Annotated in this window: 24 protein-coding genes and 1 riboswitch; of the genes, 15 read left to right on the plus strand and 9 right to left on the minus strand. The window is 31.2% G+C overall.

All coding sequences use genetic code 11. The features are described 5' to 3' along the window. Positions 1-19: 19 nt before the first annotated feature. From B5E58_RS00125 to B5E58_RS00150, 6 genes are all read right to left on the minus strand, one after another. Positions 20-466 carry a C-GCAxxG-C-C family protein gene (locus B5E58_RS00125; protein ID WP_088107651.1) on the minus strand — a complete coding sequence of 149 codons (447 nt, stop codon included), beginning with the start codon at positions 464-466 and terminating at the stop codon, positions 20-22. Between the two features lie 362 nt (positions 467-828). Then, positions 829-1,770 (minus strand): TIGR01212 family radical SAM protein, encoded by a 942-nt coding sequence (locus B5E58_RS00130; protein WP_088107652.1) that lies wholly within the window; start codon positions 1,768-1,770, stop codon positions 829-831. 2 nt (positions 1,771-1,772) lie between these two features. Further along, positions 1,773-2,186 carry a twitching motility protein PilT gene (locus B5E58_RS00135; RefSeq protein ID WP_088107653.1) on the minus strand — a complete coding sequence of 138 codons (414 nt, stop codon included), beginning with the start codon at positions 2,184-2,186 and terminating at the stop codon, positions 1,773-1,775. A 206-nt stretch (positions 2,187-2,392) separates the two neighbouring features. Beyond that, positions 2,393-3,244, minus strand: coding sequence for a radical SAM/SPASM domain-containing protein (locus B5E58_RS00140; protein WP_088107654.1), 852 nt, complete (start codon positions 3,242-3,244; stop codon positions 2,393-2,395). A gap of 3 nt (positions 3,245-3,247) precedes the next feature. Next, positions 3,248-4,147, minus strand: a complete 900-nt coding sequence (locus B5E58_RS00145) for a cation diffusion facilitator family transporter (RefSeq protein ID WP_088107963.1) — start codon at positions 4,145-4,147, stop codon at positions 3,248-3,250. Positions 4,148-4,356: 209 nt separating this feature from the next. Then, positions 4,357-5,625, minus strand: a complete 1,269-nt coding sequence (locus B5E58_RS00150) for a stalk domain-containing protein (RefSeq protein WP_158097621.1) — start codon at positions 5,623-5,625, stop codon at positions 4,357-4,359. Positions 5,626-5,868: 243 nt separating this feature from the next. Between B5E58_RS00150 and B5E58_RS13690 the strand changes: the two genes are divergently transcribed. The 14 genes from B5E58_RS13690 (at position 5,869) to fba (ending at position 18,027) form a co-directional block, all read left to right on the plus strand. Next, positions 5,869-6,099, plus strand: coding sequence for a FeoA family protein (locus tag B5E58_RS13690; protein ID WP_206608527.1), 231 nt, complete (start codon positions 5,869-5,871; stop codon positions 6,097-6,099). A gap of 14 nt (positions 6,100-6,113) precedes the next feature. After that, on the plus strand, positions 6,114-8,195 hold the full coding sequence (gene feoB / locus B5E58_RS00155; protein WP_206608528.1) for a ferrous iron transport protein B: 2,082 nt from the start codon (positions 6,114-6,116) through the stop codon (positions 8,193-8,195). A gap of 133 nt (positions 8,196-8,328) precedes the next feature. Continuing rightward, the gene (locus B5E58_RS00160) at positions 8,329-8,850 is read left to right on the plus strand and encodes a GNAT family N-acetyltransferase (RefSeq protein ID WP_088107656.1); all 522 of its coding nucleotides are present in this window, start codon (positions 8,329-8,331) and stop codon (positions 8,848-8,850) included. Between the two features lie 21 nt (positions 8,851-8,871). Continuing rightward, complete coding sequence (locus B5E58_RS00165) at positions 8,872-9,813, plus strand: ROK family glucokinase (RefSeq protein WP_088107657.1); 942 nt, start codon at positions 8,872-8,874, stop codon at positions 9,811-9,813. A gap of 14 nt (positions 9,814-9,827) precedes the next feature. After that, positions 9,828-10,241 (plus strand): hypothetical protein, encoded by a 414-nt coding sequence (locus B5E58_RS00170; protein WP_088107658.1) that lies wholly within the window; start codon positions 9,828-9,830, stop codon positions 10,239-10,241. A gap of 200 nt (positions 10,242-10,441) precedes the next feature. Beyond that, a complete protein-coding gene (locus tag B5E58_RS00175; protein WP_088107659.1) occupies positions 10,442-10,873 on the plus strand; it encodes a DUF6762 family protein in 432 nt (143 codons plus the stop codon). Beyond that, the gene (locus tag B5E58_RS00180; protein WP_088107660.1) at positions 10,854-12,194 is read left to right on the plus strand and encodes a hypothetical protein; all 1,341 of its coding nucleotides are present in this window, start codon (positions 10,854-10,856) and stop codon (positions 12,192-12,194) included. Before B5E58_RS00175 ends, B5E58_RS00180 begins: the two co-directional genes overlap by 20 nt. A gap of 13 nt (positions 12,195-12,207) precedes the next feature. Then, positions 12,208-13,089: a DNA-3-methyladenine glycosylase family protein gene (locus B5E58_RS00185; RefSeq protein WP_088107661.1), complete on the plus strand. Its 882-nt coding sequence runs from the start codon at positions 12,208-12,210 to the stop codon at positions 13,087-13,089. Between the two features lie 93 nt (positions 13,090-13,182). Further along, positions 13,183-13,911, plus strand: a complete 729-nt coding sequence (locus B5E58_RS00190) for a DUF554 domain-containing protein (RefSeq protein ID WP_088107662.1) — start codon at positions 13,183-13,185, stop codon at positions 13,909-13,911. Between the two features lie 68 nt (positions 13,912-13,979). Next, positions 13,980-14,174: riboswitch (cobalamin riboswitch) on the plus strand. A gap of 139 nt (positions 14,175-14,313) precedes the next feature. After that, positions 14,314-15,063, plus strand: coding sequence for an energy-coupling factor ABC transporter permease (locus B5E58_RS00195; RefSeq protein WP_088107663.1), 750 nt, complete (start codon positions 14,314-14,316; stop codon positions 15,061-15,063). After that, the gene (locus tag B5E58_RS00200) at positions 15,060-15,335 is read left to right on the plus strand and encodes an energy-coupling factor ABC transporter substrate-binding protein (protein ID WP_164493541.1); all 276 of its coding nucleotides are present in this window, start codon (positions 15,060-15,062) and stop codon (positions 15,333-15,335) included. The genes B5E58_RS00195 and B5E58_RS00200 overlap by 4 nt, the downstream gene beginning before the upstream one ends. Beyond that, positions 15,335-16,114 carry a cobalt ECF transporter T component CbiQ gene (cbiQ, locus tag B5E58_RS00205; protein ID WP_088107664.1) on the plus strand — a complete coding sequence of 260 codons (780 nt, stop codon included), beginning with the start codon at positions 15,335-15,337 and terminating at the stop codon, positions 16,112-16,114. Before B5E58_RS00200 ends, cbiQ begins: the two co-directional genes overlap by 1 nt. Beyond that, positions 16,111-16,944: an energy-coupling factor ABC transporter ATP-binding protein gene (locus B5E58_RS00210; RefSeq protein WP_088107665.1), complete on the plus strand. Its 834-nt coding sequence runs from the start codon at positions 16,111-16,113 to the stop codon at positions 16,942-16,944. Before cbiQ ends, B5E58_RS00210 begins: the two co-directional genes overlap by 4 nt. 135 nt (positions 16,945-17,079) lie before the next feature. Then, positions 17,080-18,027: a class II fructose-1,6-bisphosphate aldolase gene (fba, locus tag B5E58_RS00215; RefSeq protein WP_088107666.1), complete on the plus strand. Its 948-nt coding sequence runs from the start codon at positions 17,080-17,082 to the stop codon at positions 18,025-18,027. Between the two features lie 45 nt (positions 18,028-18,072). Here the strand turns inward: fba and B5E58_RS00220 are convergent, their stop codons facing one another. Genes B5E58_RS00220 through B5E58_RS00230 form a run of 3 tightly spaced genes read right to left on the minus strand, consistent with a single transcriptional unit; the run spans position 18,073 to position 22,698 of the window. Next, positions 18,073-18,780 (minus strand): DUF2161 family putative PD-(D/E)XK-type phosphodiesterase, encoded by a 708-nt coding sequence (locus B5E58_RS00220; protein WP_088107667.1) that lies wholly within the window; start codon positions 18,778-18,780, stop codon positions 18,073-18,075. Continuing rightward, positions 18,777-20,030 carry an aminopeptidase P family protein gene (locus B5E58_RS00225; RefSeq protein ID WP_330395573.1) on the minus strand — a complete coding sequence of 418 codons (1,254 nt, stop codon included), beginning with the start codon at positions 20,028-20,030 and terminating at the stop codon, positions 18,777-18,779. The genes B5E58_RS00220 and B5E58_RS00225 overlap by 4 nt, the downstream gene beginning before the upstream one ends. A gap of 40 nt (positions 20,031-20,070) precedes the next feature. Then, complete coding sequence (locus B5E58_RS00230; RefSeq protein ID WP_206608529.1) at positions 20,071-22,698, minus strand: calcium-translocating P-type ATPase, PMCA-type; 2,628 nt, start codon at positions 22,696-22,698, stop codon at positions 20,071-20,073. A gap of 107 nt (positions 22,699-22,805) precedes the next feature. Between B5E58_RS00230 and ytaF the strand changes: the two genes are divergently transcribed. Next, positions 22,806-23,429 (plus strand): sporulation membrane protein YtaF, encoded by a 624-nt coding sequence (ytaF, locus tag B5E58_RS00235; protein WP_088107668.1) that lies wholly within the window; start codon positions 22,806-22,808, stop codon positions 23,427-23,429. Positions 23,430-23,734: the final 305 nt, after the last annotated feature.

The raw sequence follows: 23,734 nt of genomic DNA on the forward strand, positions 1-23,734 counted from the left end.
AAGTATATCAAAAACAAATTTATTTTAAAAGTTCTTTTTCAACTATCTCAGCGGCAAGTTTAACAATATCACCACAAGGACGTTTTTTATAATATTCATCAGTACGCTTTGAAGGCTCTGGATTATCTTTTTTTACATTAATACCCAAAAGATTTCGACATATAATAGAACCATTTTCGTCCTCAAAAGATTTAGCTAAATTTTGAACTTTTTCATAAAGTTCTTTTTTCTCATCAAAGGCTTTAGGGTCATTATATCCATTTTTCATTCCAAGAACAATAAACATTCCAGAAACAGCACCACAAACCTCTCTCATTCTTCCCATACCTGCACCCAGCGGAGATACCATTTTAACTGTTGTATCAAAATCAAGTCCAAAATCCTCACAGAAAGCCCCAACAACAGATTGACAACAATTAAAACCGGAATTAAAAAGATTTTTGGCTTTATCGCCCTTTTCACTCATAAATCATACCTCCAAATTTTAAATTTATTTTTAAAAACTAAAAAATCCATCGGCAGGATAAGGGTCGATGGATTTTTAGTACTTCTTAATCTTTAATTTTGGGGGAATTAAAAGATTAAATAAATATATAAAGCACAAAATGCTTTAAAGCTTATTTAGTTTTACAGCAAGTACACATTGTTACTTACTTTACTATTTTAACATATTTATTATAAAAGTAAACTATTTTTAATGTAAATTTTAAAATTTTTATATTTAAAACAACTTATATATACATATTAGTATAAAATTTAATATATTTGTATATAATTAAGTGAATTTATTATACTTTTAATATAAAAAATAGTAAAACGATGTACCAATTATACGAAGTTTCTTACAGCACTTCCGTCTGTATACATATATAAATCCCCCTGTATATACCCTTTTTCTGTCATTTCTTTTTCTATTTCGTCATGTATCTTCCACCAGCTCATACTCCAATTTGAAAATAAAGTATTTTCCTCAGGAGCTCTGCCTATTATTCTTTGAACGGCAATATCAGGAGATAAATGACGCAAAAAGGCAATAACTCTATCTTTATATTCAGAGACAGAGCAAATTTCAAAATCCCCTCTCATATATTCATCTGCCATGTCTGTATCTTTCTCAATATATAAAGCGTGAAGTTTTATATAGTCAGAGCCTAAAACAGACACAATTTTTGCACATTCAACAGAGTCATCAATATTATCCCAAGGTAAATTTAATATAATATGGGTACATATTTGAAAGCCGTATTTTTTAATTCTAAGTACAGCGTCAATATACTCTGCCAAAGTATGACCTCTATTTACTTTTTTCAAAGAATGATAATTAACTGTTTGAAGTCCCAACTCAACAGTAATATTAATATTTTTTTCCTCTTTTATCTTTTTAAGAACATCAAGATACTTTTCATGTATACAATCAGGTCGAGTTGAAACGGCAATCTCAACAATATCAGAAACTTCGGAAGCCTCATTTATATACTTTTCAAAATCACAAACAGGTAAAAAAGTATTTGTAAAACTTTGAAAATAGGCTATAAACTTTTTAGCTTTATACCTTTTTCCAATATATTCTTTATTTTTTGAAAGTTGTTCATAAACAGAAAAAGTACCGGATAAGTTTTCAAATCCGGCACCTTCTCCTCCACAATATGAACAACCTTTTTTTCCATTTAATCTATTAGGACAACTCACAGGTATTGAAACCGGAAGTTTATAAACCCTCTCTTTGTATCTGTCTTTAAGATAATCGGAATAACGGTTGTAAATGCTCATAATTAAATAACGTACTCCTTAGCTTTTTCAGGAAGATTTTCTAAAACTTCGCTGATAATCATAACAAAATCAACGTTTGAAGAAGCAGAAGTTTTTTCAAGCTCCTTAATAAATTCTGTAAGTGACTCATTGTCAACTTCTTTAACGATGTTATGAAGACCATCAATAAAAATTTTCTCTATATCGTTATCCTGTGAAAGTATACCACAAATGAACCCAAATAATACTTTTAAGTCCTTCATAACAAAGCCAGATGTTTCAACAAAACGAATATCGTAATGTAAATCATACATATGTCTGTTGTCATCATCAATAAAAACAACGTGACCTTTAGCCACTTTACCAGCATCATTAGCCATAGCTAAGAGCTTTTTACTTTTTCCTTCACCTTTACCACCAGCAAGAATCTGAATCATTGCAATCTCCCCCTTTTACTTGGATATGATATACTTTTGATTTAATAACATAATAATTAATAAAATAAATTTATTTTTATTTGTTTAATGTTATATTAATATTATTCTACCATTCAGCAAGAATTCCTCTTTTTTTTTATAACTTTTTTCACCAATGGTGTTTTTTGTATATATTATATATAAATCAATAACATTTTTTATATATATTACATATTGAAATTCCAGCCACAGGTGGTACAAAGATGTTCAACTCTCTTATTTCTTCTAAAACCTTCAACTATATTTAAAGCTCTTTCACTCTGCAAAATATCAGATAAATTTTCATCAAATATATTTCCTAAATTTATATTTCCGCCACTATCAAGACAACAAGGCACAACAGTTCCATCAACAAGTATTCCTATATGACTTTTAAGCCCAAAACATTTTCCTTCAAAAAACTCAGGTTCTCTTTTTATATCAGGCCAAAAGAAAACTTTATCCTGTTGTAAAAAAACTCTGTCTTTAAGTTTTATACCATTTCTGTCAGTACGCATTATTTTTATATCTGTATTAAAATTTTCTTTTAAAAGTTTAAATGTCAAAGCGTTTTCAGAAAAAAGGCTACTTTCCATATTCCAAAGTCTTAAACAATTTATTATTCTTCCTTCAATATCAGTCTTTTTTATAAAATCAAATATATTATTCAAATATTCCTCATTTGTAAAATTAACTGTATTAGCAGGAAAACTGTGTAAAGAATAATTTATCTGTCTAAGAGCTTTTTTATTAAGTATAATATCCCCTTTTTCTTTTATGAGAGTTCCGTTTGTAGTCATGTTAGCTTCTATATCATAGTAACTACAAATATCAAGTATCTCTCCAATATCAGGGTGTAAAAGAGGTTCTCCCATAACATGAAGATATATAAAATCAGTATGAGGCTTTATTTTTTCAAGTACAGTTGAAAATTCATCTGTACTCATAAATTTAGGTTTTCTCTCTGTTTTAGGACAAAAAGAGCAATTCATATTACATATATTTGTTATCTCAACATATATTTTTTTGAATTTTTTCATATCTCACCTTTTCTTAGTTTTATAAGGGTTTACATGAACCATACAATGTTTAACATCAGGTATAGTTTTTTCTATATTTTTATGAACAGTTTCAGCAATGCTGTGACCTTCTCCAACAGTTATATTACTATCAACGGATATTTCAACATCAACATAAAGTCTTGAACCGTGAAGTCTTGTTTTCACATCATCAACCCTCAAAACACCTTTAACATTTTCAATATTTTTTTCAATGTTTTTAATTATATCACCATCAGCGGCTCTGTCAACAAGCTGATTAAGTCCTTGCATAAGTATTTCAAAACCAACTCTAATTATGAGAACAGAAACTATTATACCAGCAATAGGGTCAAGAATTTGAAGTCCAAGGATAGCTCCACCAATACCTACAAGAGTACCGATAGATGAAAAAGCGTCAGAACGATGATGCCAAGCGTCAGCCTTCAATGCTGTACTGTTTATTTTTTCAGCTGCCTTTAAAGTATATCTATACATAAGCTCTTTTACAACTATTGAGGCGAAAGCTGCCGCAAGAGCTAAAGCTCCGGGAGTTGTAAACTCTCTGTAAACTATTGTTTTTATACCTGAAAAAGCTATACCAAATCCAGTAACTGAAAGCATTAATGACAAGAGAACAGTTACAACAGACTCAATTCTCTCATGACCATAAGGGTGTCCCTCATCGGCTTCTTTCTCAGAAAATTTAACACCTATCATAACAGCCACTGTTGATATAACGTCTGAAACAGTATGAACACCGTCAGCAATCATAGCACTACTTTGTGCCACAAATCCAGCTATTATTTTTACCACAGAAAGTATAACATTTGCAATAAGTGTTTTCATTCCCACATCATTTACAACATCCATTCTGTCCTTACCATTAATATTATTGTTCTTCATAATTTCCTCCATAAAAAATTCATCTCCTTATAATATATTCATAAAAAAAAGGGACAATTTATAAAAAAATTGTCCCACAGAATATTCTGCTGCCAAAAGGCCCGAGATTTTTTAAATTTTTAAATCTCTGATTTATCAGATTATAACTAATAAAAATCCTCTTAGTCAATACTAACATAATTTAGTTTTTAAATTTTTACAATATTTTTTTAAAATCCTATTTTTATTTCTATTGGCTGACTTAAAGCTGACACAACTCCATTTTTAACGGAAGCCACTTTTATATACATTTTAAGTGGTCCTTCACTTTTAAGTCCAAATCCTTTAGGATAACCCCAATACCATAAATAATCCCCAGTATTAGGATTTTTAGCCTCTTTATACTGACCACTTACAGTATTTGAAATATAAACATAATATCCATCAGCACCATAAACCGGTTCCCAATATACATTAACAGAATTTTGTGTTGTTGTAACATCAAATCTTGAAGGTGGATTTATATTTACCTCAAGTGCTTTATACTGTTCAAGAGTAAGGTTTTTATCAAGAGTCACATTTTTTATGTCATTTACAGGTATTGAAAAATAATTATTTCCTGTGTCATAGGAAAAAGTCATTCCAACAATTTCCCCCACACTATTTAAAAGAACTCCGCCACTGCTACCCTGTTCAATTTTAGCAGATGTAACAATAAGTCCAGGCATTTTTCCTGTTACAATTCCTGTTGTAACAACATTAAGTCGTCCCATAGGTGAACCTATTGCAGTCACACTGTCACCAACATTTAAACTATCAGAGTTTCCCATATTGAGATATGTATTTCCTGTTTTATTTATTTTTATAACAGCAATATCATTTGTAGGGTCATATCCTATTACCTTAACATCACCGTCATATATTGAATAATCATTGAAAACAACACTAAGCTCAGAAGCATTTTTTAAAACGTGTCTATTTGTAACAATAATTCCGTCACCTATCATAAAACCACTGCCCTGTGTTACATCAGTATTAATTTGTACAACAGCCTTTGAAGTTTCATTCATTGAGAAACCATACTGATTTGATATATAAACCGTACTTGTTGAACCGTCCCATTGTACATTAGCCCCAGAATGGTCAGAAACAAATCTAACAGGAACCATTGTAGTTCCGTCTACAAGAACAGGAGGAGAGTCCAAAGTATATTTTTCTCCGTTCACATCAGCAAGCATACTGCCAATTCTTAATTTTATTGTAACTCCCTCTTTTGTTGCCGTAACACTTTTGTTTGACTCTTTCCAGTCTATTGTATATCCAAGACTTTCAAAAATCCCCCTCATAGGAACCATTACTCTATCATTCATTATTACAGGTTCATGGGAAAATTCTATGGGTGTGCCGTTAAGTTTTACAGTAATACCAGAACCCATCACAGAAACTGTAAGTATAAATACGCTTATAATTGCAAGTATAAGTCCTCTTATTTTTTTCATTTGTGTTTCACCTCTTTTATTAAATAAAATCATATAGAATTAAGTATACACCAAAATGCACAATAAATGATTACAATTATTTTACAATTTTGTTAATTCGACTGGCTATTGTTATTCAAAAAATGTATATATTTTAAAAAATATCAGTTATCAAATTTTATTATTGATTTTCATTTATTTCTGTTGTAATATATAGCTAACAATAAGTTAGCCTGATTTAACAATATTGGAGGTAATATAAAAATGCTTGTTTCACTTGATAAATTTAAACCGGGAGAAAAAGGCACTGTACAGAAAGTTACAGGAGAAGGAGCCGTAAGAAGAAGGCTTTTCGACCTTGGAATAACACCTGGAGCATTTATAATACACAGAAAAACAGCTCCTTTTGGAGACCCTATTGAAATTACAGTGAGAGGCTATCAATTAAGCCTTAGAAAATCAGAAGCCGAGTCAGTTTTAATAGAAAAAGAATAGTATTGGAGGAATATATGCTGAGATTTGGACTTGCTGGAAACCCAAACTGTGGAAAAACGGCACTTTTTAATGAACTTACAGGAAGTACAGCCCATGTAGGAAACTGGGCGGGAGTTACTGTTGACAGAAAAGAAGGTACATATCGAAACAAAAAAGGAGAAGATGTAAGTATAATTGACCTTCCTGGTATATACTCTCTTTCACCCTACACCCCCGAGGAGATTATCGCAAGAAATTTCATAATAAACGATACTCCAGACCTTATAATAAACATAATAGATGCAACAAACATTGAGAGAAATCTCTATCTGACAACACAGATACTTGAAATAGATTGTCCTGTTGTAATAGCTCTTAACATGATGGATATAGTTGAAAAACAGGGAGATACAATAGACATAGCTGGTTTATCATCAATATTAGGAGTGCCTGTTGTTCCAATATCAGCCTTAACCGGTGAAGGAACAGAAAAACTTATGGATACAGCCATAAAAACAGCAAAAAACAAACGTTTAGGAAAATCTGTTCTTATGGAAAGCCATATAAAAGATGCCATAATACAGGTAAAAACACTTCTTGAGGAACACAATATTCCCCATGTTGTATTTAACTCTGTAAAACTTCTTGAGGCAGATTCAATATCTCTTGAAAATCCTCTGCTTTCAGACCATAAAGAGGAACTTCACAATATACTTAATGAGATAGCAAAGAAAGATATATATAACGATGTTGAAGCTGTTGTTGCCGACCTTAGATACAAATTTATAACAGAATATTGTTCTCCAAGAATAAAGAGAAAAAGAAAGGTCACAGATTTAAGCCCTTCAGATAAATTTGACAGAATACTTACAAACAAATTTTTAGGAATACCTATATTTCTTATATTTATGTTTCTTGTATTCCACCTTACATTCAGCGAATCACTTTTCGGAATTGAAGGTTTATCCTCTCCAGGAGTATTTTTAAAAACTCTTGCTGAAAATGGTGTTGGTGTTATAAGCGAAACAGTTTCATCACTTCTTGTGAAAGCTGGTGCTTCTGACTGGGTATTTGGATTTTTAGTTGATGGTGTAATAGGTGGCGTTGGTTCTGTGCTTTCATTTGTGCCACAGATACTTTGTCTTTTCCTTTTCCTCTCAATACTTGAAGATAGCGGATATATGGCAAGAGCTGCTTTTATAATGGATAGAATACTTAGACATTTTGGTCTTTCAGGTCGTTCATTCCTTCCCCTTCTCATGGGCTTTGGTTGTTCTGTACCTGCCATAATGGGAGCAAGAACCCTTGAAAATGAGAGAGACAGAAAAATAACAATGCTTATTGTACCTTTCTTCTCATGTGGTGCTAAACTTCCAATATACGCTATGTTTACAGCAGCACTTTTTAAAGAGAACTCTGACATAGTAGTATTTGGAATGTATCTTATAGGAATTGTTACAGCTGTTATATCTGCAATAATACTTAAAAAAGTTATATTTAGAGACGAAAACGCTCCTTTCATAATGGAGTTACCACAGTATCACTGTCCAAGAGCAAAAAGCCTTATACTTCTTTTATGGGAAAAACTCAAAGGTTATCTTTTAAGAGCGGGAACTGTTATACTTGCATCAACAATAGTTATATGGTTCTTATCAAACTTCTCATTTAAACTTGAAATGGTTGGAAGTGGTTCAGCAGAAAGTATACTGGGAGTTTTAGGAACAGCTCTCGTTCCATTCTTCAAACCATTAGGCTTTGTAAATGGCTCTGACGGTTGGAAAGCTATCGTTGCAATAATAACAGGTCTTATTGCAAAAGAGGCTGTTGTATCTACAATGGGTGTACTTTACACACCTTCTGCCGGAGGAGATGCCCTTGAAAATGCAGAGGCAAGAGAAGCTCTTTTAGCTGTTGTAGCCTCATCATTCTCACCTGCCGCCGCAATTGCTTTCATGGCATTCAATCTTCTCTGTGTGCCTTGTATAGCTGCTGTATCTGCTGCAAGAGCAGAACTTAACTCTGGAAAATGGACTGCCTTTGCAATTCTTTTCTGGATTTTCACAGCTTGGGTTGTATCTTTCATAATATACAACGTGGGAACACTTTTAGGATTTTAATATTTTAATATTTTTTAAATAAATATATAAAAAAGCTCCTCTTTTTTACATTTAAAGAGGGGCTTTTTATTATATATAAATTGTGTTAGAATATAAAAAAATAATATAAATACAAATTTAGGAGTTTGATAAAATGCTTTCAGAAATGAAATCTGATGAATTTGATTATGTTTTCAAAATAATGGACGAGTCCTTTCCAAATACAGAAATGAGAGTATATGAAGGACAGAAAAACCTACTTTTAGAAGACAAATATTCAATAATCGTAAAAAGAAATGACAGTGGAGATATACAAGGTTTTATATCCTGTTGGGATTTGACAGACTTTAAATATATAGAACATTTTGCTGTTGATAAAAACCAAAGAGGAAACAACATTGGCGGTAAAATGATTACAGAATTTTGTAAATCTCAAAATAGACCTGTTGTTTTGGAAGTAGAGTTTCCAGAAGATGATATGTCTATACGTCGCATAGGTTTTTACGAAAGAAACGGATTTTTAATGAATGAATATGATTATCTTCAACCACCTATGAGAAAAGGCAACGATTTTTTGCCATTAAAAATTATGAGCACTCCTCGCTCTATAACAGAGAAGGAGTTTAAAACACTTAAAGATGATTTATATAATGTAGTATATAAATATAAAAAATAAATTCTTGGGGAGGAAATTAATATGAGTAAATTCTGCTTTGGTGCTGACATGGGCGGAACAACTGTCAAAATGGGACTTTTTACAACAGAGGGAGAGCTTCTTGACAAATGGGAGATTGTAACAGACAAAACAGAAGGTGGTAAAAATATTCTTTCTGACATTGCAAATACAATAAATGATAAAATTGCCGAAAAAAATATATCAAAAGATGAAATAACAGGTATAGGACTTGATGTTCCAGGCCCTGTAACTGATGACGGTTATGTTAATGGTTGTGTAAATGTAGGTTGGTCAGCTTTCAATGTACGTGAAGCTTTAGAAAAACTTACAGGATTTAAAGTGCGTGTTGCCAATGATGCCAATGCAGCAGCTTTAGGCGAAATGTGGCAAGGTGGCGGAAAAGGTCACGACAGCATTGTAATGGTTACACTTGGAACAGGTGTAGGCGGTGGAATTATAATAAATGGTGATATTGTAGCTGGATTTAAAGGTGCTGGCGGTGAAATTGGACATATCACAGTATCAAAAGATGAAGAAGATTACTGTAACTGTAAGAGAAAAGGCTGTCTTGAACAGTATGCTTCAGCAACAGGAATTGTAAAATCAGCAAAAAGATTTATGGCAAAATGTGATACACCTTCACCATTAAGAGACATTGAAAATGTTACAGCAAAAGATGTCCTTGACTATGCAAAAGAAGGAGACAAACTTGCAAACGATATAATGGACTTTGTATGTGATTGCCTTGGTTTTGCTCTTTCAAATATTGCCTGTGTAGTAGACCCTGAGGCGTTTGTTATAGGTGGTGGAGTTTCAAAGGCTGGAAAATTCCTTCTTGACAAAATTTCACATTTCTATAATATATATGCTTTTGATGCTTGCAAAGACAAAGAATTCCGTATAGCAACCCTTGAAAATGATGCTGGAATTTATGGTTGTGCAAAAATGATTTTAGGTAAATAAACCGGAGGAATATAATGGCTTTTAAGAATGACAAAAAAGGAAAATTTTATAAAAATAATTTTTTCAAAAAAAATACTGTAAAAAAGGTAAAACCAACAGAAAAATATAATACTCCTTCATATGTTCTCAAAAAAATTGAGGACTGTGTGGAAGTTGCTCTCACAGCCAACAAAACAGCTCTTATAGCAGGTAAAATTTATGAAGCTTCAAAATACATAAAAGAGCTTGAAAAGTTGGAGGAAATGGGTATATATAAGGGAAAAACAAAATCAAAAGACTATACAGCAACTCTTATACACAGAAAAGATAAAATACTCATTGACGGTATAAAAAGAGCTTACGCTGCCGGAGAGACTAAAGAACAGATTATGGAAAACAGCAAATATTTTAGCGATGAAGTAAAAGATTTTGTTGATACATTAGAATAATATATTATACAGGGACATACATAAGTAATATGTATGTCCCCTTTTTAATTTTACTAAAATATAAATTTTAATAAAACTTAAGAAAATTTTAATAGTAGTCTTAATATTTTTATTTTATAGTTGTTATATTGCAATAGCTTTTTTACGGTATTATAATTGTATAAAATATAAATTATTAATTTATAAGGAGATTTTAAACTATGGAAGATACAGTAATCGTAATAATGCTTAAGGATATTAAAACAGGATTTCTTGACAAAGAGCTTGCAAGCTACACAATAAGCGAAAACGAAAATCTTATATATAATACTTATGCCGTTGAAAAAGAAGATGGAACAATAGAGGTTTTTATGCGTCTTACATGTGACAGAGAGCTTTCAGATTGGGAATACGAAGCAGTATTTGATTACTATGATGATGAAACAATTAAGCCCTTTGTTGCGTCTATTAAAGAGAACGATGATTTTTTCAATCCATGCTGGGATATAACATTTGATTTTTCGGACAATACAACAGAGATGGAGGAAAAAATCCAGAAACTGTTAACGCTTCACAAACAGGAACTCCTTTCTGTTTACGAGGCAATAGCCGACAAAAAGGATGAATATATGAATGAAGAAACGAATATTTAAAATTTTTATGATGTCAGCTCTTACACTGGCTGTTTCAATGGCAGTTTTTGGCTGCAAAAATTCAGAAAAAGAAAATAATATTAAACCAAATGATACTACTGTATCAGAAAACAATGATAATTCCAACGAAAACACACAGGACAAAGAAACTTCTACTGATGATGATTTTGTCATAACAGATAATGAACAAAACTCAAACTTTGAAACTATTACAGAAAACAACAACGATACAACAGAAAATAAAAATACATCAAAACAGAAGTTTTCACTCCATGATGCACTATCAAAAATATTTGGTAGTCCTACAAAAAATGAACAACACACAGCATCTGTGGAAAAACCAACTGTGTCAGAGGAAGTTCAAAGTTCAGAATGGGATGCTATTGATGCCATTTCAGCCTTTGCAGATGATTATTACACTGAAAATTACTCAAAAACACGTCTTGTAACAAAAAATGGTCGTCTTTATAACAAGGCTTCTGAAACTTACATTGATGTAAACTATCTTATTGACAGAGGTCTTGATGAAAGTTACAGGGATTATCCTTGTGATATACTTTTAATTGACCCTGATGATTTAAGAGAATTTGACAGTTTATCAATTAAAAATGCTGAAAAAAATTTGACAGTTTTTGTATCTGTAAAATCATCTGACCAAAAAGGTTATATGATAGCTTCAGCAAATAGTGCCGGTGGAATAATTACAGATGATGAATACAACAAACTTATGTATAAATACTCTCAAAATCACGGAACACCTCTCGATATAAACCCATATTCAGAAAAATATCAAGATATATTGGGCTTTATAAAGCTTTATGAAGGTGTTTATTCAGATTATTTTGTAAGAAGTATGAAAAGTGATGATAAATACGCCTGTGTTGTTCTCTCCCCTACTTCAAACATAAATGATGTAAGACAATACATACTTGTAAATGAAAATAATTTCTGGGAGGTTGCCATATCCGACCTTCAAAGTGTTTCAAGGGTTCCTGTATATGTAAATGAAAAACTTCCTGATTTTAATCTTGACATTCTTCCTAAATATGAGATAAGCAGTTATAATCTTGACAACTATAATCCAAATGACATATACTATACACTTATAAAGAATGGATATATACAAGGTATGACAGACATTGTATATATTGCAGGTGCAGGAAAATATTACTATGCAAGAGACTATAAAAAGAACTGCTATCTTCTCAAATATGACAATAATGTTTGGAATATATATCATCCAGCTAACTATAAAGAAGCCTATGAAATGATGATAAAAGATGACAGTTTTGCACCTACATTCATACTGCTTAATGAATAGGAGTTTTTAAATTATGGAATACAATTTTGAAAATAAAAAAATAACACTTCCAAAGAGTGATAGTTTTAAAATATCTGAAACTTTAGAGTGTGGTCAGTGTTTTAGATTTGAAAAATTAGGCGAAGAAAAATACACTGTTACAGCTTTCGGAAAAGTTATACTTTTACAGGAAAATGAAGATAAAACAATAACAATTTATGGTGTTGATGAAAAAGATTTCTCCGAAATTTGGGAAAATTACTTTGATTTCAAAAGAGATTATGACAGTATGAAAAAATTACTTTCAGAAAAAGACAGTGTTCTTAAAGAGGCAATTGACTATGCACCGGGAATAAGAATACTAAATCAAGAGTTTTTTGAGTGTCTTATATCCTTCATAATATCACAGAATAACCGTATACCTATGATTAAAAAAGTTATCAAAAACATAAGTGAGAAATACGGAAAATTTATATGTGAGTATGAAGGAGAAAAATACTATTCTTTCCCAACTCCTGAAGAACTCTCAAAGGCTGATGAGGAAGGTCTTAAGGAGTGTAAAGCAGGATTTAGAGCAAAATATATAATGGACGCAGTTTCAAGAGTTATAAGCGGGGAAATAAACTTTGATGAAATCAAAGAAATGACATCAGATGAAGTCAAAACTAAACTTATGACAATAAAAGGTGTTGGACCAAAAGTTGCCGACTGTGTGACACTTTTTTCTTGTAACAAATGCGACTCATTCCCTGTTGATGTTTGGGTAAAAAGAATAATGTCCCACTTCTATTTTGACGGTGAAGAAGCCAGCATAAAGGATATACACAAAATAGCTGATGAGAGATTTGGTGAGTATGCCGGATTTGCTCAGCAATATTTATTCAACTATGCAAGACAGTTTCAAATAGGAAAATAAACATTTTGACAATTAAAAATTTATAGTATAATAAAACAGACAGTTTATAAAGCTGTCTGTTTTTTTGTTTTTATTTTAAGGGGGAATTTTTAGATGTTAGGAACAATAGTAAACTCATTAGCCATAATATTTGGCAGTATTTTGGGACTTTTTTTGAGAGGTGGACTTAAAGAAAACTATAAATCAATAGTTATGAATGCCCTTGCCCTATCTGTAATATTTATAGGTTCATCATCCGCCATAGGAGGTATAAACAGCGGTAATGCAAACCCTGTACTTTTCATAGTAAGCCTTGTGTTAGGCTCATTGATAGGTGAATTTTTGAAAATAGAAGAAAAACTTCAATCATTAGGTGAAAGCTTACAATCAAAGTGTGGTGGAGAAAATAGCACAATAGCTCAAGGTTTTGTAACAGCCAGTCTTGTATTTTGTATAGGTACAATGGCAGTTGTAGGCTCAATGGAAAGTGGTATAAATCACAATCACACAACACTCTTTGTAAAAAGCCTTATAGACGGCACAGCCGCCATAATTTTTTCATCAACTCTTGGAATAGGTGTAATTTTTTCTGCTGTATCTGTATTTATATATCAAGGTATATTGACAGTTTTTGCATCATTTTTAAAACCTTATCTCACAGATAATATGCTTCTTGAAATATCAATAACAGGAGGAATACTTATAGCAGCCATTGGAATAAATATGTTTGAGATAAAAAAGATAAAAGTTGGAAATATGCTTCCTGCTATATTTATACCTGTAATATTCTACACACCATTTTTTCAGAATATAATAAACTTTTTTAAGGGATTATTTTTTTAATTATAATTATGTATTGAAAAAATATCATATTATCTGTATAATCTCTCTGTAAACGTTTACAAATTTATAAAACCCAATAAATTTTTGGTGGTCGCTAACGACGACATAATAGGGAAACAGGTGTAAATCCTGTGCGGTCCCGCCGCTGTAAGAGAGGAGTTTTTATCCGATATATCACTGTATTTTAATTTTAAAAAATATGGGAAGATGGATAAAAGTTATGATACTCAAGCCAGAATACCTGCCAAAAAATACTGTAACTTTATCTCTACGAGCGATGGAGAAAAGGCTTTTTTACACTTTATAGTGTAACTATGCCCTCTTTGTATCTCGAAGAAAGGGCTTTTTTTATTTTAAAATATAATAAAAAAGCCCCTTATTTAATCAAAGGAGGATTTATTAATGAAAAAAATCAATGTATTTATTATCTGTGCCATAATAACTCTTATGGTGTCAGTGAACGCTTTTGGTATGCACATAGCAGAAGGCTTTTTGCCAAAAGAATGGTGTATAGGTTGGGATATAGTAGCCCTTCCCTTTATGATATATGGCTATATATCAATCAAAAAAACAGTTGAAAACAATCCAAAAATAAAACTCATATTAGCAATGGCAGGAGCATTTATATTTGTTCTGTCAGCTTTAAAGATACCTTCATTTAACGGAAGTTGTTCCCACCCTACTGGAATAGGTCTTGGAGCAATACTTTTCGGTCCTGGTGTAACCTGTCTTTTAGGTCTTATAGTTCTTATTTTTCAGGCTTTACTCCTTGCCCATGGTGGTATATCCACTTTAGGAGCTAATGTTTTTTCAATGGCAATAGTAGGCTCATTTACAGCATGGGGAGTTTATAAAATTTCAAGAAAACTCAATATATCCACAGAGATAAGTATATTTTTAGGTGCATTTTTAGGAGACCTTTTAACATATGTTGTAACATCAATACAGCTTGCCATTTGTTATCCTTCAGAAGTTGGAGGAATTTTTGCGTCATTTATAAAATTTGCAGGAGTATTTGCAGTAACACAACTTCCTCTTGCCATAAGTGAAGGCATACTTACAGTAGTTATTTTTAGAGGTATATCAAAATATTTCGGAGAAGAAATATCATATCTTGGTTTTATAAATGAAAATAAGGGGGCTAGAATATGAAAAAGAACATAATACTTTTAATTATAGTTGTAATACTTGCAGTTGTCCCTCTTTTTATAAATTCTGAAAAAGAATTCGGCGGAGCTGACGGTGAAGCCGAAAACGTTATAATGGAAATAAATGAAAACTATGAACCATGGACAGAAAGTTTCTGGGAGCCACCAAGCGGAGAAGTTGAAAGTCTTATATTTGCCCTTCAGGCTTCCGCTGGAACAGCTGTAATAGCTTTTGGTTTTGGTTATGCTTTGGGAAAGAGGAAAAGGGATAAATAATGAAATATTTTATAGAATATGCCGCTTATACATCAAAACTTAAAAATAAAGACACAAGGGGAAAAGCTCTTTTTGCTTTAATTCTACTTTTATGTGGAATTTTAGGAAATAATATATTTTCACTTTCATTTATATTTTTAGTGTCAATATATTTTACAGTTATAAAAAGCGGTACACCAATTATAAAATACATTAAAATGTACATATCCCCTGCCCTTTTTATATTCATGGGCATTATTGCAGTATCTGCAAATATATATAGTGAGAGGACAGGCATAATATGCCTGCCCTTTTTTGCAGATAAATTTATATGTACAACAGAAAGCTCAATACACAGAGGAATTTTAACAGGACTTAGGGCTTTTTCCTGTATATCATCAATGTATTTTTTAATACTAACAACAGACATATACAGCATAACAGCTCTTTTTACAAAATTAAAATTCCCACAGATAATAACAGAGCTTATGTTTTTAATTTATCGTTTTATATTTGTTTTGACTGAACGACGAGACGCCATTATAATTTCCCAAAAATCACGATTGGGCTATGAAAATTTTAAACTTTCAATAAAATCACTGGCTATGATGTTTTCATCAGTATTTATAATATCAATGACAAAGGTCTCAAAAATATATGACTCTTTAGAGTCAAGATGTTTTGACGGAAAATTTATATTTTCAGATACAAAATATAATAAAAAAGATTTTATATATTTTATATTAGTTTCAATAATTGTTTTAACTATATTTATATTTATGGAGGTAAATTTAAAATGAAAAACATAATAGAACTTAAAAACATAAATTTTTCATATGCTGATAAAACAGAAGCCTTAAAAAACATAAATATAAATATAGAAGAAGGCAAGACAACAGTAATATTAGGTGAAAATGGGGCTGGAAAATCAACACTTTTTACAATTTTAAATGGTATATCAAAGCCTTCATCAGGAGAATATATATTTAATGGAAACAAAGTAAATTATTCAAAAAAAGAACTTTATAACATAAGAAAAAATATAGGTATAGTATTTCAAGAACCGGACAATCAAATTTTTTCATCAAGTGTATATGATGAAATAGCTTTTGGTGTGAGAAATTTGGGATATAATGAAAATGAAGTAAAAGAGTTTGTAAATAAATCGGCAGTTGAGACAGGAGTGACAGAATTTTTTGATAAGCCTGTTCATTTTTTATCCTACGGACAGAAAAAACGAGTTTCAATAGCATCAATATTATCAATGAACCCTTCTGTAATAATATTTGATGAGCCTTCAGCCTGTCTTGACAATAAACAGACAGAGAGACTTTATAATATTTATGAAAATCTAAACAAAAAAGGTATAACTCTAATAATATCTACCCATGATATGGATTTTGCTTATAAAATATCAGAAAATGCTATTGTTTTACATGAAGGTACAGTTATTTTTAATGGAAAAACAGAGGATTTATTCAAAAATGTAGAAATTGTACAAAAAGCCGGTTTAAAAGTGCCAGCTATACACATTTTGTACAATAAACTTGTTGAGAAATCTATAATTAAAAATGCAGATTATACACCAAAATCTATCGACAGCCTTATATCAATCTTAAATAGTTTATAAATTAACAATATATATTTCACACATTAAAAGTGCAAAAAATTTGAAACCCCTTGTAAAAAATGCTTGTACGTATTATAATTTTATTGTGTAACTTATGTTTTAAGGGACAAAAAAATATAGAGAGGTGTTTTTAAAATGGCATTAGTAACAACAAAAGAAATGTTCGCAAAAGCTTATGAAGGACATTACGCAATCGGTGCGTTCAACATCAACAACATGGAAATTATTCAGGGAGTTGTTCGTGCTGCAAAATCACAGAATTCTGCAGTTATTTTACAGGTATCAAAGAGTGCATTAAAATATGCTAATCCTCTTTACTTAAAAGGAATGGTAGATGCTGCTGTTGCTGAAACAGGTATCGACATTGCTCTCCACTTAGACCACGGCCCAGACTTAGAAACAGTTAAAGAATGTATCGACGCTGGTTTCACATCAGTTATGTTTGACGGTTCACACTACGATTATGAAGAAAACGTAGCTAAAACAAAAGAAGTTGTTGAGTATGCTCATGCTCACGGCGTAGTTGTTGAAGCTGAACTTGGAAAATTAGCAGGTGTTGAAGACGAAGTTAGTGTTGACGCTGCTAATGCAACATACACAGACCCAGACCAGGCTGTTGATTTCGTAAAACGTACAGGTGTTGACTCACTTGCAATCGCTATCGGAACAAGCCACGGTGCTTACAAATTCAAAGGTGAAGCTAAACTTGACTTTGAAAGACTTGAATCAATCACAGCTAAATTAGAAGCAGAAGGAATTCATAACTTCCCAATCGTATTACACGGTGCTTCTTCAGTAGACCAGGCTTCAGTTGAAACTTGCAACAAATACGGCGGACAGATTAACGGTGCTAAAGGTATGCCAGCTGAAATGCTTAGAAAAGCTGCATCTATGGCTGTATGTAAAATCAACATGGACACAGACTTAAGACTTGCTATGACAGCTGCTATAAGAAAGAGCTTTGCTGAAAAACCAGAAGCATTCGACCCAAGAGGATACTGTGGTGCTGCTAGAGAATATATCCAGGAAATCGTTACAAAGAAAATCCAGGAAGCTCTTGGTTCAGTAGACTCAATGAAATAATTTTTTAAAATAAAAAATACGGGTGTCTTTTAAAGACACCCTTTTTTATTTATCATTTATAATATTTCTATAATACTCTTTAACCTCTCTATACTCATCAGAATTAATAAATTCTTTACCTTTTTCTGATACTCTATAAGTCCCCTTTTTAACTCTCTCAAACCACCCATAAACATTGTTTTGAAGTATATTTCCCGTTTTTTCTTCATTACAGATTGATTTTATATCCTTTGGTGATGATGTTTGAAGTTTATAAAGAGTACAGAGTACATTTATTGATTTTTCCATATAGGCAGTCAATATTCTTCTCTTATTTATACCTCCAGAATTTAAGTCCATATTCCTTTCAGAAAATTCTTTTTTCAAAAGAGATTGTTTCTTTTTGTTTTTATAACTTTTGCCCTCAAAAGGTTCAATTATAACTTCAACAATTTTAATAGGACTATCTAAGGCAACTGTTATAAGTCCCACATTAAGTAATTTTAAAAGTTTCACCATATTTTTAAAATCTTTTGTATTCTGTCCTTTTTCCGGTCTTGGTATAACAGCATAAACATTTTCACTAATTGTTTTTCTATCCATAACTTGATATACAAGTTTTAAATTAAATGCTGTTTTAAGTTCACATATAACAGTAATATCATCTTTTAATGCCACAATATCACAGTTTTTAACTTCTCCCTTAACAGAAAAACCTTTATTCTCAAAAAAGTTTTTTACAGGTAAAAAAAGTTCTTCCTCTTTATATTTCATAACTCTTTAGCCTTTGCCATAAATTTTTCTATATCCTCAACAGTTTTTATCATATCTTTAGAGAGAACTTCATTTCCATTTTCAGTTATAAGAACATCGTCCTCAATTCTTATACCTATTCCATATTCTTCAATATATAATCCCGGCTCAACAGTTATAACCATACCCTTTTCAAGAACTCTGTCTTTATATCTTCCAACGTCATGGGTTTCAGCACCTAAGAAATGACCTACACTATGATAATAGTATTTTGATACATCTTCAAAATTTTTAACAAGACCAATTTTTTTAAGTTCTTCAAAGTAATGTTCCTTTAATATCTCATTAAGTCTTGAATAATTCTCTCCCGGTTTCATAGCATCAATAACTTTAAGCTGACCTTCAAGAACTATATTATATATTTTTTTCTGTAAATCAGTGAATTTTCCATTTACAGGGAATGTCCTTGTCAAATCACCGTTATAATACCCCCACTGTGCCCCCACATCAAAAAGTATAAGGTCGCCATCATTTGTTTTACAATTATTTTTAGAATAGTGAAGAATAGTTCCATTTTTTCCAGAAGCACCTATTGTCTGAAAAGCCTTATCCATAACACCATTCTTTTTAAGTATAAAATCAAAATAAGCCTCTATCTCATACTCATACATACCGGCACGAGAATTTTTCATCATTTCTTCAATACCCAGTCTTGTTATATCAATAGCCTTTCTCATAAGTGATATTTCATAATCACTTTTTATAACTCTTAAATCTCCAATAATGTCATATACATTTATAATTTTTATATGAGGATATCTTTTTGAGAAACCTTCATAAAAAGCCACAGAAGGAGTTATATTTGATGTAATATCTCTACACTCCAAATCAAGATATAAATTTTTAATATTATTTTTAAATATAAATGATGAAATATCATCATTGTACCAGTCAATATAATTTATATTTTCAATGCCTGATTTAAAAGAGGCTTCTTCCGGTGTAATATTAGCACCAATCCATTTTGCAAGATATCCATTATCACGCTTTATATATAAAGTTTCACCATATTCACCATTATTTTTTGTAAGTACAAATATAGCTTCCTCTCTGTCAATGCCTGTAAGATAATAAAAATTTCTATCAGGAGTAAAAGGATAATTTTCATCACCTCTTTTTACAGGAGCTTTTCCTGCAAAAAGTATAACCGCTGATGAGTCCTCTATATTTTTAAAAAGTTTTTTTCTGTTATTTTTAAAAAATTCTGTCAATAGTATCATCTCCAAAAATATATAATTGTGTATTATTATATTATCTTTTTCCCAAAAGTTTTTCAAGTTCCACAATTACAATAGGCATAAATGATAATATAAAAACTATAAGCCATTTATCAAAATCAAGAGTACAAACTTTAAAAATATACGAAAGTTTTGGAACGGTTATTACAGCAGACTGTAATATTAAACCAACGATAAATGAAACTACAAGAATTTTATTTGAAAATATATTTATTTTAAATATAGAACCTTCTGAACGCATATTAAAAGCATGAACAAGCTGTGAAATACTTAAAACAGCAAAAGCCATTGTTCTTCCATAACTATATCCAACACCTTCATCAAAATATACATGACCTATGGCAAAGGCTAAAAGTGAAAGCATACCTATCATACAGCCTTCAAGGGCAATTCTTAAACCAAGTCCCCCTGAAAATATATTACCATTATCAGAAACAGGAGGTTTCTCCATAATATCTTTATCAGCCTTGTCCATACCTAAAGCCACAGCCGGCAGAGAGTCTGTAACCAAATTAACCCACAAAAGTTGAATAGGCAAAAGAGGTGTAGCCCAACCAAAACACATAGCTACAAATATTGTTATAATCTCACCAATATTACTTGATATTAGAAAATGTATTGATTTTTTTATATTGGCATAAATTCTTCTTCCCTCTCTTACAGCCTCTGTTATAGTTGCAAAATTATCATCGGCAAGTATCATATCAGCTGCACCCTTAGCCACATCTGTTCCATTTTTACCCATAGCACAGCCTATATCTGCACTTTTCAAAGCTGGTGCATCGTTTACACCATCACCAGTCATAGCTGTTATATAGCCTTTACTTTTAAAAGCCTTAACAATTCTAACTTTATGTTCAGGAGAAACCCTTGCAAAAACACTATATTTTTCTATATTTTCCCTCAAATACTCATCAGGGACAATATTAAGTTCAGCCCCTGTCATTGTTCTGTCACCATCTTTATATATTCCTATCTCTTTAGCTATTGCCTTAGCTGTAACAACATGGTCTCCTGTAATCATAACAGGCTTTATTCCAGCTCTAACACAAGTTTTTACAGCATCATATACTTCCGGTCTAGGTGGGTCTGAAATACCAGCCAAGCCGGCAAAAACAAGATTTTTTTCAATAAACTCACTTTTAATTGACAAAGGTTTTTCATTATACCAATTATAAGCAACAGCGATAACTCTCAAAGCTCCCTCAGCCATGTTATTATTTAATTTTTTTATATTTTCAATGTCAATACTGTTTATATTTCTTTCCACATCTCTATCAAGAACCCTATCACAAAGTTTTATTAAAACATCAGGTGCACCCTTTGTAATTGATATGTATTTTCCATTTTTCATTTTATGAACAGTTGTCATAAGTTTTCTCTCTGATGAAAAAGGTATCTCATAAATTCTTTTATAATCACTGTTTATATTAAAAATACTCTCTCCACACTCAATAGCACCTTCCATAAGAGCTTTCTCCGTAGGTTCTCCCAAAACTTTTCTGTCTTCATATCTGCAATTATTACATAAAGCTGAAAGTTTTAATATAAATTTTTTCTTTGAAATATCATCAGTAATCTTTTTTACACTGTCCGTAACTGTAACAACTCTCATTCTATTTTGTGTCAAAGTTCCTGTTTTATCGGAACATATAACAGAAGCACTTCCAAGAGTTTCAACGGCAGGAAGTTTTCTTATTATGGCATTCTTTTTTGACATATTTTGCATACCAATAGCAAGAACTATTGTTACTATGGCTGGTAGACCTTCCGGTATAGCAGCAACAGCAAGACTTATTGAAGTCATAAACATTTCAAACCAATCGCCCTTTCTAAAAACTCCCATAAGAAATATAACAAGACATATAATTACAGCAGCTGTTCCCAAAGTTTGTCCCGTTTTTGAAAGACGTTTTTGCATAGGTGTTTCAGTTTCCTCCTCATCAATCATCATTTTTGCAATTCTTCCAACTTCTGTATTAAGTCCTGTACTTATAACAACAGCTTTTCCCTTTCCTGCTGTAATATAAGATGAGGCAAAAACCATATTTTTTCTATCTCCGAGAGATGTTTTTTCATTTGTCTTAAAATTTATATCTTTCGATACAGCTAAAGACTCACCAGTAAGTGAGGACTCCTCAGCCTTTATGCCATTACATTCTATAATTCTTCCGTCAGCAGATATAAAATCTCCTGTTTCTATTAAAACAACATCACCTAAAACAACATCCTCCGACAATATTTCTTTAACCTTTCCCTCTCTTATAACCTTTGTATGGGGTGATGACAGCTTTTTCAATGCCTCAATAGCCTTTTCAGCTCTACTCTCTTGAACAACTCCCAAAACAGCGTTAAACACAACTATTACAAGTATTATAAAGGAGTCTATATAATCACTTTCACCTTGCATTTTTGAAACAACGAAAGACACCACAGAGGCAATAATAAGCGTTATAACCATAAAGTCTGAAAACTGCATAATAAATCTTACAAATATATTTTTTCTCTTATCATTGTGAGAAATTATATTTTTTCCATTTTCATGTAGTCTCTTTTCAGCCTCATAATCAGAAATTCCCCTTTCAAAATCAGTATTCAATATACTTTCAAGTTCTTTCAATGACATATTTCTTTTATCCATTGTTTTTTCACTCTCCCAAGACAAGCTTTTGTATATTGAAAATATATTCCACACTGTCAGAAATAATGCCATAAACATAATATATTTAAAAAAGGATTTATAAAAAAATGGATACCAGTATAATAATACTTTCATTGTCGCTCAGTATAGACGCTTTAGGAATAGGCATATCCTATGGAATGAAAGACATAAACATTCCCATTGTCTCAAAAATAATAATATCAGCTCAATCATTTTTAATAATAGCCCTATCACTTTTTATGGGAAATAAAATATTTCAAATTTTGCCTTCATATGTGGGAAAATATACAGGAACAATAATACTTTTATCAATGGGAATTTTTATGATTTTTCAAGGAATTTCATCTAAAAAAGAAAAACAGGAAACTACAAAGATATTTTCAATAAAACAATGGGGAATTACTGTAAAAATAATAAAGTCCCCTCCTATTTGTGACTTTAACCGTTCAAAAAAAATAGAGCCAAAAGAAGCTATATATTTAGGTTTAGCTTTGTCTTTGGACTCTTTGGGAGTATCTTTGGGAAGTGGTATATCAGGAAATTTCAGTATTTTTCTACCTCTTTTCGCTGTAATATTTCAATCTTTATTTATGCAAATGGGAGTATACTCAGGTAAAAAAATTAAAGGTGTATCAAAACTTTCAGAAAACATATGGGTTATAATTTCAGGTTCTCTGTTAATACTAATTGGTATTTTAAAATTTATATAGTAAAATATATTTATAAAGGGGTGATTTATTATGTTAGAGTTTATTATTTTTCCATTTATTATAAATATAATAATATATATAGTGAAACCCAAATATATTTTACTTTGTCCCGTTATAACAGCAATATTAAACATAATTGTTTACAGAATAATGTTTAATAATATTTTTTCAGTCAATGAATACAGAGGTTTTTTATTAATAAATACATCTTTAAAAATAGTCATATCTCTTATAATTTCTTTAATTCTATATTTCATATATAGAAATAAAAATTAACATAAAAAAGACCGAAAATTTTTAATTTC

The sequence above is a fragment of the Tyzzerella sp. An114 genome (assembly GCF_002161055.1).
GTDB lineage: Bacteria > Bacillota > Clostridia > Lachnospirales > Anaerotignaceae > Fimicola > Fimicola cottocaccae.